Here is a 12,921-nt window from a genome sequence, read left to right on the forward strand (position 1 = left end):
GTCGATGGAAAAGACCCGCTTGAGCCGTTGCGCCCAGCTCATCGCACGGCGCTTCTGCTCGGGGCTGCGCGGCTCGTCGTGGGCGCTTGCGTCAACCGGCACCGCATCGCCCGCAGGCCGCCTGCCGCGCCCCGAGGGCGTCAGCTGCGCACGCAGGTTTGCATTCGGGGCGAATACGCCGTGGAAGCGGGTGAGATGCGCGCGAGGTGGCGGGACCAGTGCCGCCAGCTTGGCGATGAAGTCCACCGCATCCCATTCGACATGCGTGGTCCCATTTCGCCACGGCGTCTTGAGCTGATACCGCACCCTACCCTGTGGCGAGATCGACAGCCGCTGCTCGCTGATCGCCGGGCGCGTGATGTAGCGGCACAGCTTTTCGAGCTTGTGGCTCTCGTGTGCTTCCGCGGCCACGCCGGCATGCAGCGAGAAGCCGCCGACCTTGCCGGCATCGCCCTCCAGCGAGCCTGCGTCACCGGGTAGCGTTTTCAGGGTGACGACCTTGCGGCCAGCGTCGCGACCGGTGGCGATGCGGTAGGTGATCGAACTCATCCGCAGCCCATCCATGCCGTCGTCGCCCGCCGCGCTGTCGGACAGAAACACGGATTCGTCCTCGCCTTCCAGCCAGCCTTTGCGCGTCAGGTGCCGGCACACGCGATGCGCGATGGTGTTGGCCAGTTCCGTCAGTTGCGCCGATGTGGGCGCACGGGTGCGGTGCAGGCGCGGCTTGCGCTGCGGACGCTCGGTGGTGTCCTCGTACACGCCGTCGAGCCACAGCATGTGGAAGTGGATGTTGAGATTCAGCGCGCTGCCGAAGCGCTGGATCAGGGTCACCACGCCGCATTGCGCCGTATCCCGCGGCACGCCGGCCTGATCGGCAAGCCAACCGGCGATCACACGATGCACGATGCCCAGCACCGGGCTGATGGCCTCAGGCTTGCTGGCGAACAGGAAGCGCAACGGGTACGGGAAACTCAGCACCCATTGCCGCACCGGCCGCGGGCCGAACACCTCGTCCACCAGATGCCGCGCCGACTTGTAATGACCCAGTGATTTCCTGCTCAGGCGCTACCTTTTCACGGAGAGCACGATGAGCCAAGTGATGGAAGAAGAGATCAAGCGTTGGACGGCGCGGCGGAAGTCGGCGTTGGTGCTGGAGATCATCCAAGGGAAGACGACGGTGGCCGAGTCGAGCCGGCAGTTCGATCTAACGCCGTCGGAGATCGAGAGCTGGGTTGATGACGCCAAGCGCGGCATGGAGAACGCCCTGCGAGCGAAGCCCGAGGATGTGCGGGAGCAGTACGAGCGGCAGCTCAAGGAGCTTCAGGAAGCCTATGGCGAGGCGATGCTGGAGCTGCGCGCCAGAAAAAAATTGGCGTCCCTGTTGGGCAAGGACGAGAGCTGATGCTATCGATCCAGCAGGGACTGCGTGCGGAGGGCTTTGAGGTCTCGATGGTGAAGTTGTGCCGGTGGTTCGGGGTGGCGCGGCGTACGGTGTATTACCGGCCGACGAAGGCGCCGCCGACGGTCAAACCGGCGCTGGCGGATCCCATCAAGGCGCTGATCGAAGAGGAGCCATCGTTCGGCTACCGCACGGTGGCCGGACTTCTGGGCATGAACAAGAACACGGTGCAACGGATCTTCCAGCTCAAGGGTTGGCAGGTCCGCAAGCGTGCGGTGGGTCGGCGGCCCCGCATCCAAGCCTTGCCATCGGTCGCGCAGGGGCCCGATGAGCGTTGGGCCACCGATCTGTGCCGCATCTGGGGCGGCCGGGATGGGTGGCTGACGCTGGCCCTCGTCATCGATTGCCACACCCGTCAGTTGCTGGGCTGGCAGCTCTCGCGGAGCGGCAAGGCCAGCACGGCCGCTGCGGCCCTGGAGCAAGCCTTGATCACCCGCTACGGCACGCTCGGGCGCGTCCCCGTGCCGTTCCTGCTGCGCTCGGACAATGGATTGGTGTTCACCAGCCGCCACTACACGCGGCTGGTGCGCAGCTATGGCTTGCAGCAGGAGTTCATCACGCCGCATTGCCCGCAGCAAAACGGCATGGTCGAGCGTGTCATCCGCACGCTGAAGGAGCAGTGTGCACACCGCCATCGCTTCGAGAGCCAGCAGCACGCGATCCGGGTGATCGGCGACTGGATCCAGTTCTACAACCACCGGCGTCCGCATCAGGCGCTGGGCATGAAGACGCCTGCTGAGGCCTATGCTTTAGCAGCCTGACCTGTGCAGAAACCGCTGGGTCATTACAGACTCGGCCATGCGCCGCGCCCCGCAGCTCGGGCACAGCCCGCGCTTCTTGCAGGAATACGCCACCAGCCTCTCGGCACGACAGTGCTCGCAGACCACGCGCAGGAAGCCGTGCTCGAGCACGCCGCAGCGCAGGTAGGTCTCGAACTCCTCGCGCACATACTCGGGCAGCGGGCGGTCTTCTACCTCACGGCGCGCGAGAAAGTCCGGCCAATGCGCCTGCACCAGCGCGTACAGCAGGGTGCGCTCGGGACGGTGAGGCGCATAGCGAGCCGTGGGCAGATGCGCTGCCGGCGACGTTGCGTGCGCCACGGCATCCTGCAGCTGCGACACGGTCGCGGCGAAGCGCGGCACGAAACACTCCGGTGCAGGGAATGGCTGCTCAGGCTTGCGCCCGCCCCGGCCGGTTCATATCGGCCTTTTCCGGTTTTCGTATCGGACATCGCCGAAAAGCAGTTGCTCGAAGTCGCCGATCAGATGTTATACAAAGCTAAAACCCAAGGCCGCAATCAAACCAGTGTGTTCGCCACACTGTAAGAGATCTGTTCACGCTGCGCTGATCTCAAGACCTCATAAAAACTGAGGTCTTGCTTCGGTCGATAAGCTGGTCTGATATTGGCATTATTTATTCCTTTCAAATACATGGGTAATGCGACTTACACAGATTTTTTATGCTCTCTTGGACTCCATGTGAAGGAGATCGTCACATTCTTTACATATAGAAAATAGAGTTCTTTAGCCAGCTGCAATTTCAGATTAACCGATTCGGTAAGCTTTCTGCATTTCCGGAGACAACTTTTTTAGCCAGCTTGAGAGACTGAAGCCTTTTCTATCGGTACTATTTAATTTAGTAAAATACAGATGTTCATCCCAGCGAGGACCGAAATCTACTTCTGCAAGACTTACAAGCTGTTTGTTTCTGCGAAGACGATGCTTTTGATGGTAATCTTCGGCGGGCCAAAAATAACCATTTTGTTCTCCGGCCTCAATCACCTCGGGAGATTTCTCCTTTCCAATCGCTTGAATCAGTTCTTCAGCTACTTGTTTTTGCTCCAGATCAAAAACAAAAAGTATCTGGCGATACTGGCCCTGCTTTCTACCATGAACAGACCATGATTCAAAACTTCCAAGAAGTTCCCTGTAGCTGATTTGGTCTTTATCGTAGATCACTCTGACGACTTCGGCGTGTCCGTTGATGTTGCGGTAACTCGGATCCAGAGTTGATGCTCCAGCGTAGCCAACACGTGTTTGCACTACTCCCTGCGTCCCTCCAAAATTAGAATCCGGTCCCCAAAAGCAACCCATGCCGAAAACCGTTTGACTAAGCTTCCCGATTTTCAATGCTTCTTCGATTGCTTCAGGGGTTGCAAATTCATAGCTTTCAACACCGTCTTCTTTATTCATTTTTAGATCCGACATATTTTTCTCCTAACTTTCAAGAATTGTAGCCACTCCCATTCCTCCCGCCGTGCAAACGACGATAAGGCCACGTTTTCCAGGACCAGCTGAGTGCAGTATCTTTGCTAAAACTCCGACGATCTTAGCGCCAGTAGCCGCAAACGGATGCCCAAGGGCAATGCTACTTCCACGGACATTTAGCTTCGAGCGGTCAATTTTTCCGAGAGGCTCTGATCGTCCCAAACGTGTTTTGCAGTATTCAGCAGACTCCCACGCCTTCATCGTGCAGAGCACTTGTCCAGCGAACGCCTCGTGAATTTCGTAAAAATCAAAATCCTGAAGCTTTAAGCCGTTTCGCTTCAATAATTCACTGACCGCCACAGTTGGAGCCATGAGCAAACCTTCGCCAGCGACGTAATCCACGGCAGAAGTATGAGAATCCACAATCTTAGCCAACAGGGGCCAATTATTCTTTTTTGCCTCTTCTTCTGATGCTAAAAGAACGGTGGATGAGCCATCTGTGAGCGAGCTTGAATTTCCCGCCGTCAAAGTCCCTTTTTCTGATTTATCAAAAACAGGTTTTAACTTCGACAATTTTTCCAAAGTTGTATCAGCACGCAAAATTCCATCGGTCTTATTTCCTTGGAATGGAAAGACGAGATCATCATAAAACCCATCTTTATATGCTTGAGCTGCATTTCTGTGACTTGCCAGCGCTAACTCATCTTGCTCTTGGCGAGAAATATTCCACTCTTTAACCATGAGTTCGCAATGCTCACCCATTGATTTTCCGGTGCGTGGCTCAACCACTGCGGGCAACACTGGCTTTAGATCGCTAGGTTTAATTCCTAAAATGATTTTTACTTTCTCACCAAGCGTTCTGGCAGAATTCAACGCAATCAATTTTCTTGCGAAAGTTCGACTAACCATAATGGGCAAATCGCTGTTGCTATCAACACCGCCCGCAATGCCACTTTCAATTTGGTGGCTAGAAATTTTGTGAGCAATCTGAATCGTATTTTCCAAGCTCGTTCCGCAAGCACGTTGCACGTTATATGCCGGAGTGTTTGGATGCAAACCGGAGGATTGAACGACTTCACGAGCCAAATTCCAGTTAGCCGAGCTGTGCATGACAGCTCCTAAGGCTACATCGCCCACAGTTTTTCCTTCCAAGTTATATCTATCAACTAAACTCTTTAGGCTCGCCGTCATTAGTTCTTCACTTGAGACGTCTCGATATGCGGTCATAGATTTCATAAATGGAATCCGAGCTCCACCTACGATATAAACGTTTCTCGTTTTCATAATTTCACCTCCGGCTTTGTGTGCCGTTCAAAAACTTCTCCGACCTTCACGTCGTACGATTCAAAAATGTAGTCTTTGCCAAGCATCTTGGCTTTTTTGTGTTCGGGATGCTTATCCCAAGCATCGAAAGCTTCTCTGGTAAGGAACTCGACAATTAGAACATCTTCACCGTTAGGAGAAGAAAACCGCTCATGGCTTCCGTAACCAGGAATGGCTTCGACAAGCGCGGACATCTCGGCGTATCTTCTTTCAAACTCCCCACCGTGCTCCTTGGCAACACGACTGCGGAAAACTGCTATAATCATTGATCTGACTCCTTACTAAGCTAATTACAATCCTCAAAAAAAAGATCTCGTTATTTCATCGAAGCTTCCAACCACTTGTCGAGATCCTTGAACTTGGGGTTTCTCAGCTTCTTTGTCCCAACCAGTATTGTCGGGAAATTTAACTTTCCAGTAGTATAAAGGGATCGCAGTTCATCAGCTGCCGCGTCGTCTTCGTGAACATCTAAAAAATCAAACTCGATTCCTTTTTCTTTCAAGTACGACTGGTAAATCTTGGTTTTGTGGCAGTCCTTATGACCGAACAGCTTAATCCCCACGACCCCCTCCATTTTCTAAAATTACTCTACAAACTTCAACGACTCCGAGTTGATGCAGAATCGAGCCCCAGAGGGCTCAGGACCATCTGGAAAAACGTGCCCTAAGTGGGCTTCGCACACATTGCATAGCACTTCGATTCTTCGTCCGTAAGTCGTGTCCAGTTCATATTGAATTACGTTGTCGGCGACGGGCTCAGAAAAACTCGGCCAACCTGTTCCCGAATCAAACTTAACGTTCGAATCAAACAGTTCAGTGTCGCAGCCCGCGCAGGCATACCGTCCTGCCTCATAAAATGAACAGAGTTCCCCAGTGTGAGGGCGCTCGGTGCCTTTCTTCCGCATGACATTAAATTGAGCGGGCGTCAGAATTTTTTTCCACTCTTCCTCGCTCTTTTCTACTTTTCTAGGAGGAGCGGGAGTGCCGTTATCGAGATAGTTGTTAATGCTTTCCCAGTTGAACATAAATTTGCTCCTTTATTTTTGGGCTTGTTCTTTAGCTATCAATCCACGCGAAGAAGTCAGTCGCGCTACCAATGAATTTTCCATCCACAAAAACTTGCGGAACAGTTTGAAGGTTGGTTTTTTTCTTCAACTCATCATAAGTCTTGGGATCGTCATCCACGCGAATTTGTTTAAAATCAACTTTTTCAGAAGTTAAGTACTCCTTCACGCGTTTACTAAACGGACAATGGTCTTTTGTGTAGATGACAACGTTCTTAAGTTCGCGTATAGGAAGTTCAAACGCCCTTTTCGGGCAGTCTGCTGGGTAGGCGGTGGTCGCGCAAGCCCCGTTTTGGGCACGGATCGGACGTCTGTGAGTGGGATTTCGGCATCGCGGGGCCACGCAGCGGGGTTGTCAGCAGCCATGCTTCGCTGATTCCCGACAGCGGGCCGAGCGCCGCCCTGCGGATCGTGGCCGCATCGGCTCGGATTCCGGTTTCGCCGTCGGCTGTGCAGCCGGCAGATCGTCACGCGGCTTGCACTGGCGGTGCGCGCGCTGCGGGCCTGTAGTGCGCTTCTTCCCGCGCGCCCTGCTTCACGAAGTGGCCAAGGATGGCGCGGATGGCGGCAGGTTCCTCGATGCTGGCGACGATCCGCACGGTGCCACCGCAGTGGACGCAGGCGGTGACGTCGATGGAAAAGACCCGCTTGAGGCGTTGCGCCCAGCTCATCGCACGGCGCTTCTGCTCGGGGCTGCGCGGCTCGTCGTGGGCGCTGACGTTGACCACTTCCGGGCCCAGGCGCAGGAGCAAAGGGCACGCGAGCAACGTCAGCACGAACAGGCCCTTCAGGCGTTGCAGGTCGAACTCCGCCAGGCCGCGGACCAGGTCACCGCCAAGAACGCGGAGCTGCTGAGACTCAATCGTGATAACGGCCGCCTGCTTGAACAGACCACGCACCAGCAGAAGGCGTTGACGGAGGCCGAACGCGAGGTCCGCAAAGCTCGTGAAGAACTGGAATCCTTGCGACCGCTTCCGGCACAAGTGACATCCCTCGAACAGCGAACGGCAAAGGCGATCACAGACGCAGAGGTGCTGCAGTCCCACCTGGACCAGGCGAGATCGCAACTTGAGCAAACGCGCCGAGAGCTACGCGATTCCGAACTCGAACGCGAGCGAACCCAGGCTCGGTTTGAAGGCATGCAGGCCGCGTGGGCTCAGCGTGATGCGACATTGACGCCGGCGACGGAGCCCGTCGAGCGCACCGGCAAGCGTCGCGTGCGTCCGCCTGCAGCCGAAGAGGCGACCCAAGACCTTCCTCTGAAGTAATGGGCGCCAGCGGCGCGGCGAAGGAACACAACGTCTCACTGATCTGCGGTGGCGAAATTGCTGCAGCGACAATCGGTTACCGAAGATTGTCGGACTTTTCCCGAATTAACGGCCAACCCTCGGTAACGGTGTTCATGTGAAATCTCCTGTCCCACAAGGGGACCTTGTTCAAACAATGGAAGACATAGTGAAAAGGTTGGGAAGTCAGTCGTTGCTGTGCATGGGCGCTCTCCTTGGGTGTTGGGCTCCGCAGGGGCCGCGAAGCCCTTCGCGGCCATGGGCAGCAGCTGGGGCCGGCGCGGGTGCGCCGTCAAGGGAGGAAGCGAAGGCGCTGGCGCGGCCCGCAGGCGCAGCCGAGGACACGGGCGCCGCAGCGGCCCTTGACGGGGGGAGCGCCCGCAAAGGCCAGGCAAGCCGGTGAAACCGGCGCGCAGGGGGTGCGAATCGCGCAGCACTGCCGGAGAGAAAGGGGTCGGCCCATTGGGTTGAGGGTCAACCCCAACAGCGCAGCACAGCATCAGAAAAGCGCCGCTCCCGCGATGTACGGGGCGGCGCCACAAGGCCTCAACGCAGCGTCAATCTGTCGCAGGCACCATCGCCTGCAGTTGTTCGATCACGCCAAGCTCGACAAAGACACACGGCTGCTCGGCCGCGACCGGAACGTTGAACACCCGGGCGAAGGCATCCCGCTTCAAATGCGCCAGCCGCCCGGTGCGGTACGCCTGATCAGGCTTCATCAGGCCCGAACCCGACGGCGTTCCGCTGCGCTGCGGATCGCATTCGACCAAGGCCACGAAGCCCTCCGAAAACAGGCGCTGGTGCTTGGGACACAGCCCCCAGCCCGTCGTCGTGTGGTGCTTCATGCTCGCGCGCAGGCGCCGGTCGAGCAAGATGTTGCCGGTATCAAAAGCAGTGCCGCACACCAGACAAAGCTGCTGCTCCAGCGAAACGTGTGATTTGTCGTCCATGACCAACTCCGGTGATCGGGCGGGATTGCCCGAGACCGGAAACGGCACGCCGCAGCGCAGCGGTCACAGGTTCGAAGACGGCCGAACGGCCGCCAGCGACCACAGGACGCGCAGACCTTGACAGCGAGAACGGTGTGCAAGGATGAAGGGATCAGCAAGCCAGCCCCACCACACAAGCAGGCACGAAACAGGCAAGCGCAGCGCGCAGGCCGGGGGCCCACCGACGGCCGGAGTGCGTCAGAGATCGGAGCCGAATGGCTGCGACCCGCAGGGGCGCGGGGCGCAGCCCGCAGAGCCCGACGGAGGTACGCCGAGACGCGAACGCCAATCTCTCGCACCAAACAACATCAAGTTCTGCGAGAACCACCGATGTCAAAGAACAAGCTACAAACGAAAGCAATGAATACACCTCGACCCAGCGGGCCAAAGCACAGTACGTACAGGTGGCGCCAGCCATGCGCTCGACCAAGGTTTCCCTCGTAGCCGCCTGCACCAGACCCCATATTGCCGGGGACTTCTATACCGACAACCAGTTCGTCAGTCTCGTCACCGAAACCCCCGCGACTTCGGTGTATGCATGCTCGTTGTTCAGAATAACTGGCAGCTTGATTTGAACGGCAGCAATTCAACGCTCTTGGCTGAGTTCAATCAGGCGCTGACGGAACACCTGTTTCAGTCAGGCGTTCCGTCCCAGTCCGTGTTGGAGACGAACTCCGCCGCGTCGACCGCTTGAGCCAGACCCCCTTCGCGCACTGCAGCCCGTGCCAGCAGGTGAGAAGCCACCGGCAAGGTCGCCAGCAGAAAACCCAGGATCAGCAGCAGCCGCCAGGTCCAGGCCGTGTCCTGGGCCACGAGCAAGGCGCCCACGCACACGAGCGTCAGCGCCAACGTGCCCGCCTTCGTCGCCGCGTGCTGGCGGGCCAGTGCATCGGGCAACACGATCACGCCCCAGGCTGCGATCACCAGCAACACCGCGCCAGCAGCAAGCAGCAGCCCGCCCAGGGTCGTCATCATCGCCGCTCCTCCTGCGTATCGGACGGCGCCGACCGCTCGATCAAGCGTGCCCACCCCACCGTCCCCACGAAGCCGACCAGCGCAAGGCCGATGGCCACGTCGAGGAACACGGTGCGGCGGGTGGCCAGCGAGGCCGCAACGCACAGCGCCACGGCGGCCGCCAGGAAGATGTCGAGGGCCACCACGCGATCCGCATGCCGAGGCCCGCGCACGATGCGCACGGTGGCGATCAGGGTCGCGCACAGCGCCAGCAAGGTGAGCACGGCTGTGGCCCAGCCCACCGAGGCCGCGTTCAGCAGCCCGTTCATGCCGACTCTCCAAACCAGGCCAGCAGCGGCGGCTCGAAGTCGCGCCGGATGGCGTCGACCTCAGCCGCCGCGTTGTTCGCGTCGAGCATGTGCAGCACCATCTCCCGGCGCACCAGGTCGATGTCGATCACCGTCGTCCCCGGCGTCAGCGAGATCATGCAGACCAGCAGCGCAGCGCCCTGTGGACTCATCGGCGCGAAGCCGATGCGCACGAAGGTCGCCGCAGGCGCCGTGCCGATAGCCAGGCCGCGCCGAACGATCGCGGCAACCGTTTGCACGCCCGAGGCGAGCATCGCCCAGCCAAAGCGCAGTGGCAAAAGGACGGCGGCGGTGAGCTTGTTCATGCGGCACGGCAATTCATGTGGCGGCTCCTGCGGTTCATTTCCGGCCCAGCGTCGCGGCCGCGGCCTGCGCGAACTCGATCAGTGTCTGGGGTGCAAATCCGATCGCAAGCGTCACGGCCGCCAGGCTGACCGTCGCCGCCCAGGCCGGTGCGAGCGCCACGCGCCGCGCTGGCCATACACCTTCCGCATCGGCCAAGGGATGGGGCTTCCAGAAGGCCTCGGTCCAGATCTTCATCATCGAGTAGAGCGTCAGCACGCTCACCAGCAGGGCCAGCGCGGCCCACGTGTAGCGCCCCTGTGCAAAGGCCTCCTGCAGCACCAGCAGCTTGGCCCAGAAGCCCGACAGCGGCGGAATGCCTACCAGCGACAAGGCCATCACCGCGAACAGCAGCGCCAGCATCGGCCGTGCGGCGGCCAGGCCACCGATGCGCCGCAGGTCGTAGCTGCCGGCCACGCTGGCCACCATGCCGGCGGTCAGGTACAGACTGGCCTTCACCAGGCTGTGGTGCAGCGTGTAGAACAGCGCCGCGGCATGGCCGGCCGGGCCGCCCAGTGCCACCGCCAGCAGCACGTAACCGATCTGGCTGACGCTGTGGAAGGCCAGGATGCGCCGCATGTCCCAGTGGTGCGCCGCGCCCAGCACACCAGCCACCATGGTGGCCACCGCCACCCAGCCCAGCACCTCGTACAGCGCCGCACCTTCGGGCATGAACACGTCGCCCAGCATGCGCAGCACGGCGTAGGCCGCCACCTTGCCCAGCAGCGCGGCGAACAGGGCCAGCACCGGCGCGGGCAGCGTGGGGTAGGACGCCGGCAGCCAGGCATACAGCGGAAAAGCCCCGGCCTTCAGCAGCAGCCCCACCGTCAGCGCCGCCAGCAACGTGTGCAGCAGGGCCGGGTCGAGCTGGCGCGCCGCCAGTGCCAGCCCGCCGTAGTTGAGCTGCCCTGTGGCGGCATAGAGCAGCCCGATGGCGGCCAGCAGCAGGAGCGTGCCGAACAGGTTCAGGCCCAGGTACTTGAAGGCGGCATCGAGCTGGTCGCGCCGGCCGCCCAGCGCGATCAGGCCCAGGGCGCAGATCAGCATCACCTCGAACCAGACATAGAGGTTGAACAGGTCGGCGGTGCTGAAGGCACCGGCCACGCCGGCCAGCGTGCCGTGCAGCAGCGGCAGCAGCAGCCGGTGGCGCGGACCGGGGTCGGCGTCGCTGCCCAGGAAGATCAGCGTGACCAGGCCCATCAGCGCCGTCAACAGCAGCAAGGCGGTGGACAGGCCGTCGAAGCGGAACTGAATGCCGTAGGGCGCGGGCCAATCGCCGAAGCTGACGCCGACCGGGCCGCTGGCGCTGACCTGCGCCAGCAGCGTCACCGCCGCCCCCAGGAAGCCCAGGACGCCGACGAAGCTGATGGCCTGCTGCGTGCGGGACCGGCCCGAGAACAGCGCCGTCAGGCCCGCGGTGGCCAGCGGCACGAGCACGGGTGCGGTGGCGACGATGCTCACGTGTCGGCCCTCTGCGGCCGCGCATCGTCGTCGGCATGGACGGCATCGAAGGCCAGCGGCGGCTTCACGGGGTCCGCCGGCTCGGGCTCCACCAGCCGCAGCGCCAGCGCATCGTCGGTGCCGACGCGCCGCACCAACTGCATGACCAGCACGAGCGCAAAGCACATCAGCGCGAACCCGATCACGATGGCGGTCAGCACCAGCGCCTGCGGCAGCGGGTTGGCCGCCTCCTGCAGCACCCGGCCGCCCGCCTCGATCACCGCCGGCTGCGCCGACCCCAGGCGGCCCGCGGCCAGCAGCAGCAGGTTCACCGCGCTGCCCAGCAGCGCCAGGCCCACCACGCAGCGCAGCACGTCGCGCGACAGCGCCAGGTACAGCCCTGCGGTCAACGTGATCCAGAGCGCGAAGGCGACGGCCCAGATCATTGCGCGCCCTCCTCCGCCTCGTCGCTGTCGAGCAGTGCGATGGCATAACCCCCCAGCGCACCCCACACGCACAGGTAGACGCCGAGATCAAACACCAGCACCGTGGACACCGGCAGCGTCGTGAAGCCCAGCGGCACACCGGCCCACAGGTGCGTAAGGTAGGCCTTGCCCATCAGCCAGGCCGGCAGGCCCGACAGCGCGCCGACCAGCACGCCCAGCGCCGCAAGCCGCACCGGCGAGCGCAGCGGCAGGCGCTGCGTGGCGGCATCGGGTCCGTGCGCGACGGCCCACAGCACGCTGGCGGTCACCGCCAGCAGGCCGCCGATGAAGCCGCCGCCGGGCTCGTTGTGGCCGCGCAGCAGGACCACCAGCGACGCGGCCAGGATCACCACGTACAGGGGCTTAGCCACTACCTCCAGGATGACCAGCCGGCGGTTCATCGTCCGGCCTCCGTGTCGCGCCGGGTGCGCACAGCACGCAGCAGCGGCACCGCCGCCAGCAGCGACAGCATCACGACCGTGATCTCGCCCAGCGTGTCCAGCGCTCGGAAGTCGACCAGGATCACGTTTACCACGTTGCGGCCCTGCGCGGCCGGCACACTGTGCTCGCCGAACCAGCGCGACAGCGTGTCGTCGAAGGGCAGCGCCACGGCGGCCAGCAGCAGCGCGGTCAGCACGGTGGCGAAGGCCAGCGACAGCACGAGCGCCATCGGGCGCCAGACCGGCTCGGGCACGCTCATGGCCTTGCCTTGGCGTTTCAACGCCAACAGCACCGCCGCAACGACGATGACGAACACCGTCTCAACGACCACCTGTGTGAAGGCGACGTCCGGCGCCCCCGCAAAGAGAAACAGCACTGCGCTGCCGTAGCCCACGAGACCGGCACCCAGCAGCAGCACCAGGCGGTCCTTCAGCGTGGCGGCCGCCATGGCGCCGACAGCGATCAGTAGCACGGCACCGGCCACGCCCAATGGCGGCGCAGACCAGGCCGGCCAGGCCAGCGTGGGCGCGGCCGCTGACCGGCTGGCCGATGTCCTCGTAATCG

18 protein-coding genes and 2 pseudogenes are annotated in these 12,921 nt (G+C 61.1%); 3 read left to right on the top strand and 17 right to left on the bottom strand.

The genetic code is table 11. From position 1 onward, the window contains the following. A pseudogene (locus tag QRO95_RS23455) lies at positions 1-1,035 on the bottom strand (transposase); the annotation flags it as partial. Positions 1,036-1,087: 52 nt separating this feature from the next. Between QRO95_RS23455 and QRO95_RS23460 the strand changes: the two are divergent. Together QRO95_RS23460 and QRO95_RS23465 are read left to right on the top strand one after the other, a co-directional pair. Next, on the top strand, positions 1,088-1,402 hold the full coding sequence (locus tag QRO95_RS23460; protein ID WP_180883440.1) for a DUF1153 domain-containing protein: 315 nt from the start codon (positions 1,088-1,090) through the stop codon (positions 1,400-1,402). Next, positions 1,402-2,220, top strand: coding sequence for an IS3 family transposase (locus tag QRO95_RS23465; protein WP_258016703.1), 819 nt, complete (start codon positions 1,402-1,404; stop codon positions 2,218-2,220). The genes QRO95_RS23460 and QRO95_RS23465 overlap by 1 nt, the downstream gene beginning before the upstream one ends. 27 nt (positions 2,221-2,247) lie before the next feature. On the opposite strand, the pseudogene QRO95_RS23470 reads toward QRO95_RS23465, so the two are convergent. The 8 genes and pseudogenes from QRO95_RS23470 to QRO95_RS23505 form a co-directional block, all read right to left on the bottom strand. Beyond that, positions 2,248-2,559: pseudogene (locus QRO95_RS23470) on the bottom strand (transposase zinc-binding domain-containing protein); the annotation flags it as partial. Between the two features lie 444 nt (positions 2,560-3,003). After that, on the bottom strand, positions 3,004-3,651 hold the full coding sequence (locus QRO95_RS23475; protein WP_223846397.1) for a peptide-methionine (S)-S-oxide reductase: 648 nt from the start codon (positions 3,649-3,651) through the stop codon (positions 3,004-3,006). A gap of 24 nt (positions 3,652-3,675) precedes the next feature. Next, complete coding sequence (locus tag QRO95_RS23480) at positions 3,676-4,950, bottom strand: acetyl-CoA C-acetyltransferase (RefSeq protein WP_000857678.1); 1,275 nt, start codon at positions 4,948-4,950, stop codon at positions 3,676-3,678. Beyond that, positions 4,947-5,255 carry an antibiotic biosynthesis monooxygenase gene (locus QRO95_RS23485; protein WP_002122973.1) on the bottom strand — a complete coding sequence of 103 codons (309 nt, stop codon included), beginning with the start codon at positions 5,253-5,255 and terminating at the stop codon, positions 4,947-4,949. The genes QRO95_RS23480 and QRO95_RS23485 overlap by 4 nt, the downstream gene beginning before the upstream one ends. A gap of 50 nt (positions 5,256-5,305) precedes the next feature. Beyond that, positions 5,306-5,551, bottom strand: coding sequence for a glutaredoxin family protein (locus QRO95_RS23490; RefSeq protein ID WP_025467194.1), 246 nt, complete (start codon positions 5,549-5,551; stop codon positions 5,306-5,308). Positions 5,552-5,572: 21 nt separating this feature from the next. Further along, positions 5,573-6,013 (bottom strand): peptide-methionine (R)-S-oxide reductase MsrB, encoded by a 441-nt coding sequence (gene msrB / locus QRO95_RS23495; protein ID WP_000483554.1) that lies wholly within the window; start codon positions 6,011-6,013, stop codon positions 5,573-5,575. A gap of 31 nt (positions 6,014-6,044) precedes the next feature. After that, the gene (locus QRO95_RS23500) at positions 6,045-6,395 is read right to left on the bottom strand and encodes a glutaredoxin (RefSeq protein ID WP_223846396.1); all 351 of its coding nucleotides are present in this window, start codon (positions 6,393-6,395) and stop codon (positions 6,045-6,047) included. Positions 6,396-6,519: 124 nt separating this feature from the next. Further along, positions 6,520-6,951, bottom strand: coding sequence for a hypothetical protein (locus tag QRO95_RS23505; protein WP_279735293.1), 432 nt, complete (start codon positions 6,949-6,951; stop codon positions 6,520-6,522). Between the two features lie 12 nt (positions 6,952-6,963). Between QRO95_RS23505 and QRO95_RS23510 the strand changes: the two genes are divergently transcribed. Beyond that, positions 6,964-7,320: a hypothetical protein gene (locus tag QRO95_RS23510; protein WP_225763970.1), complete on the top strand. Its 357-nt coding sequence runs from the start codon at positions 6,964-6,966 to the stop codon at positions 7,318-7,320. A gap of 575 nt (positions 7,321-7,895) precedes the next feature. Here QRO95_RS23510 and QRO95_RS23515 read toward each other — a convergent pair. From QRO95_RS23515 to mbhE, 8 genes are all read right to left on the bottom strand, one after another. After that, entirely contained in the window at positions 7,896-8,288 is a 393-nt protein-coding gene (locus tag QRO95_RS23515; protein ID WP_047290294.1) for a hypothetical protein, read from the bottom strand. A 672-nt stretch (positions 8,289-8,960) separates the two neighbouring features. After that, positions 8,961-9,302 (bottom strand): monovalent cation/H(+) antiporter subunit G, encoded by a 342-nt coding sequence (locus QRO95_RS23520; RefSeq protein WP_047290293.1) that lies wholly within the window; start codon positions 9,300-9,302, stop codon positions 8,961-8,963. After that, the gene (locus QRO95_RS23525) at positions 9,299-9,610 is read right to left on the bottom strand and encodes a monovalent cation/H+ antiporter complex subunit F (RefSeq protein WP_047290292.1); all 312 of its coding nucleotides are present in this window, start codon (positions 9,608-9,610) and stop codon (positions 9,299-9,301) included. Before QRO95_RS23525 ends, QRO95_RS23520 begins: the two co-directional genes overlap by 4 nt. Further along, the gene (locus tag QRO95_RS23530) at positions 9,607-9,954 is read right to left on the bottom strand and encodes a Na+/H+ antiporter subunit E (protein ID WP_047290291.1); all 348 of its coding nucleotides are present in this window, start codon (positions 9,952-9,954) and stop codon (positions 9,607-9,609) included. Before QRO95_RS23530 ends, QRO95_RS23525 begins: the two co-directional genes overlap by 4 nt. A gap of 34 nt (positions 9,955-9,988) precedes the next feature. Then, positions 9,989-11,452: a complex I subunit 5 family protein gene (locus QRO95_RS23535; protein WP_047290290.1), complete on the bottom strand. Its 1,464-nt coding sequence runs from the start codon at positions 11,450-11,452 to the stop codon at positions 9,989-9,991. Next, positions 11,449-11,877, bottom strand: coding sequence for an NADH-quinone oxidoreductase subunit K (locus QRO95_RS23540; protein WP_047290289.1), 429 nt, complete (start codon positions 11,875-11,877; stop codon positions 11,449-11,451). The genes QRO95_RS23535 and QRO95_RS23540 overlap by 4 nt, the downstream gene beginning before the upstream one ends. Beyond that, positions 11,874-12,287, bottom strand: coding sequence for an MnhB domain-containing protein (locus QRO95_RS23545; RefSeq protein WP_279824023.1), 414 nt, complete (start codon positions 12,285-12,287; stop codon positions 11,874-11,876). Before QRO95_RS23545 ends, QRO95_RS23540 begins: the two co-directional genes overlap by 4 nt. A 26-nt stretch (positions 12,288-12,313) precedes the next feature. Next, positions 12,314-12,921: hydrogen gas-evolving membrane-bound hydrogenase subunit E (gene mbhE / locus QRO95_RS23550; RefSeq protein ID WP_285303601.1), on the bottom strand; the 608-nt coding region annotated here is incomplete at its 5' end.

Origin of the sequence: Stenotrophomonas maltophilia group sp. Smal13 (assembly GCF_030236855.1) — a bacterium.
GTDB lineage: Bacteria > Pseudomonadota > Gammaproteobacteria > Xanthomonadales > Xanthomonadaceae > Stenotrophomonas > Stenotrophomonas maltophilia_A.

Bases quoted from the DNA above. Each gene is read 5' to 3' on its own strand.
- QRO95_RS23530 (WP_047290291.1), bottom strand. From the start codon at position 9,954: ATGAACAAGCTCACCGCCGCCGTCCTTTTGCCACTGCGCTTTGGCTGG.
- QRO95_RS23465 (WP_258016703.1), top strand. From the start codon at position 1,402: ATGCTATCGATCCAGCAGGGACTGCGTGCGGAGGGCTTTGAGGTCTCG.
- QRO95_RS23475 (WP_223846397.1), bottom strand. From the start codon at position 3,651: ATGAATAAAGAAGACGGTGTTGAAAGCTATGAATTTGCAACCCCTGAA.
- QRO95_RS23515 (WP_047290294.1), bottom strand. From the start codon at position 8,288: ATGGACGACAAATCACACGTTTCGCTGGAGCAGCAGCTTTGTCTGGTG.
- QRO95_RS23485 (WP_002122973.1), bottom strand. From the start codon at position 5,255: ATGATTATAGCAGTTTTCCGCAGTCGTGTTGCCAAGGAGCACGGTGGG.
- QRO95_RS23460 (WP_180883440.1), top strand. From the start codon at position 1,088: ATGAGCCAAGTGATGGAAGAAGAGATCAAGCGTTGGACGGCGCGGCGG.
- QRO95_RS23520 (WP_047290293.1), bottom strand. From the start codon at position 9,302: ATGATGACGACCCTGGGCGGGCTGCTGCTTGCTGCTGGCGCGGTGTTG.
- QRO95_RS23525 (WP_047290292.1), bottom strand. From the start codon at position 9,610: ATGAACGGGCTGCTGAACGCGGCCTCGGTGGGCTGGGCCACAGCCGTG.
- QRO95_RS23540 (WP_047290289.1), bottom strand. From the start codon at position 11,877: ATGATCTGGGCCGTCGCCTTCGCGCTCTGGATCACGTTGACCGCAGGG.
- QRO95_RS23480 (WP_000857678.1), bottom strand. From the start codon at position 4,950: ATGAAAACGAGAAACGTTTATATCGTAGGTGGAGCTCGGATTCCATTT.
- msrB (WP_000483554.1), bottom strand. From the start codon at position 6,013: ATGTTCAACTGGGAAAGCATTAACAACTATCTCGATAACGGCACTCCC.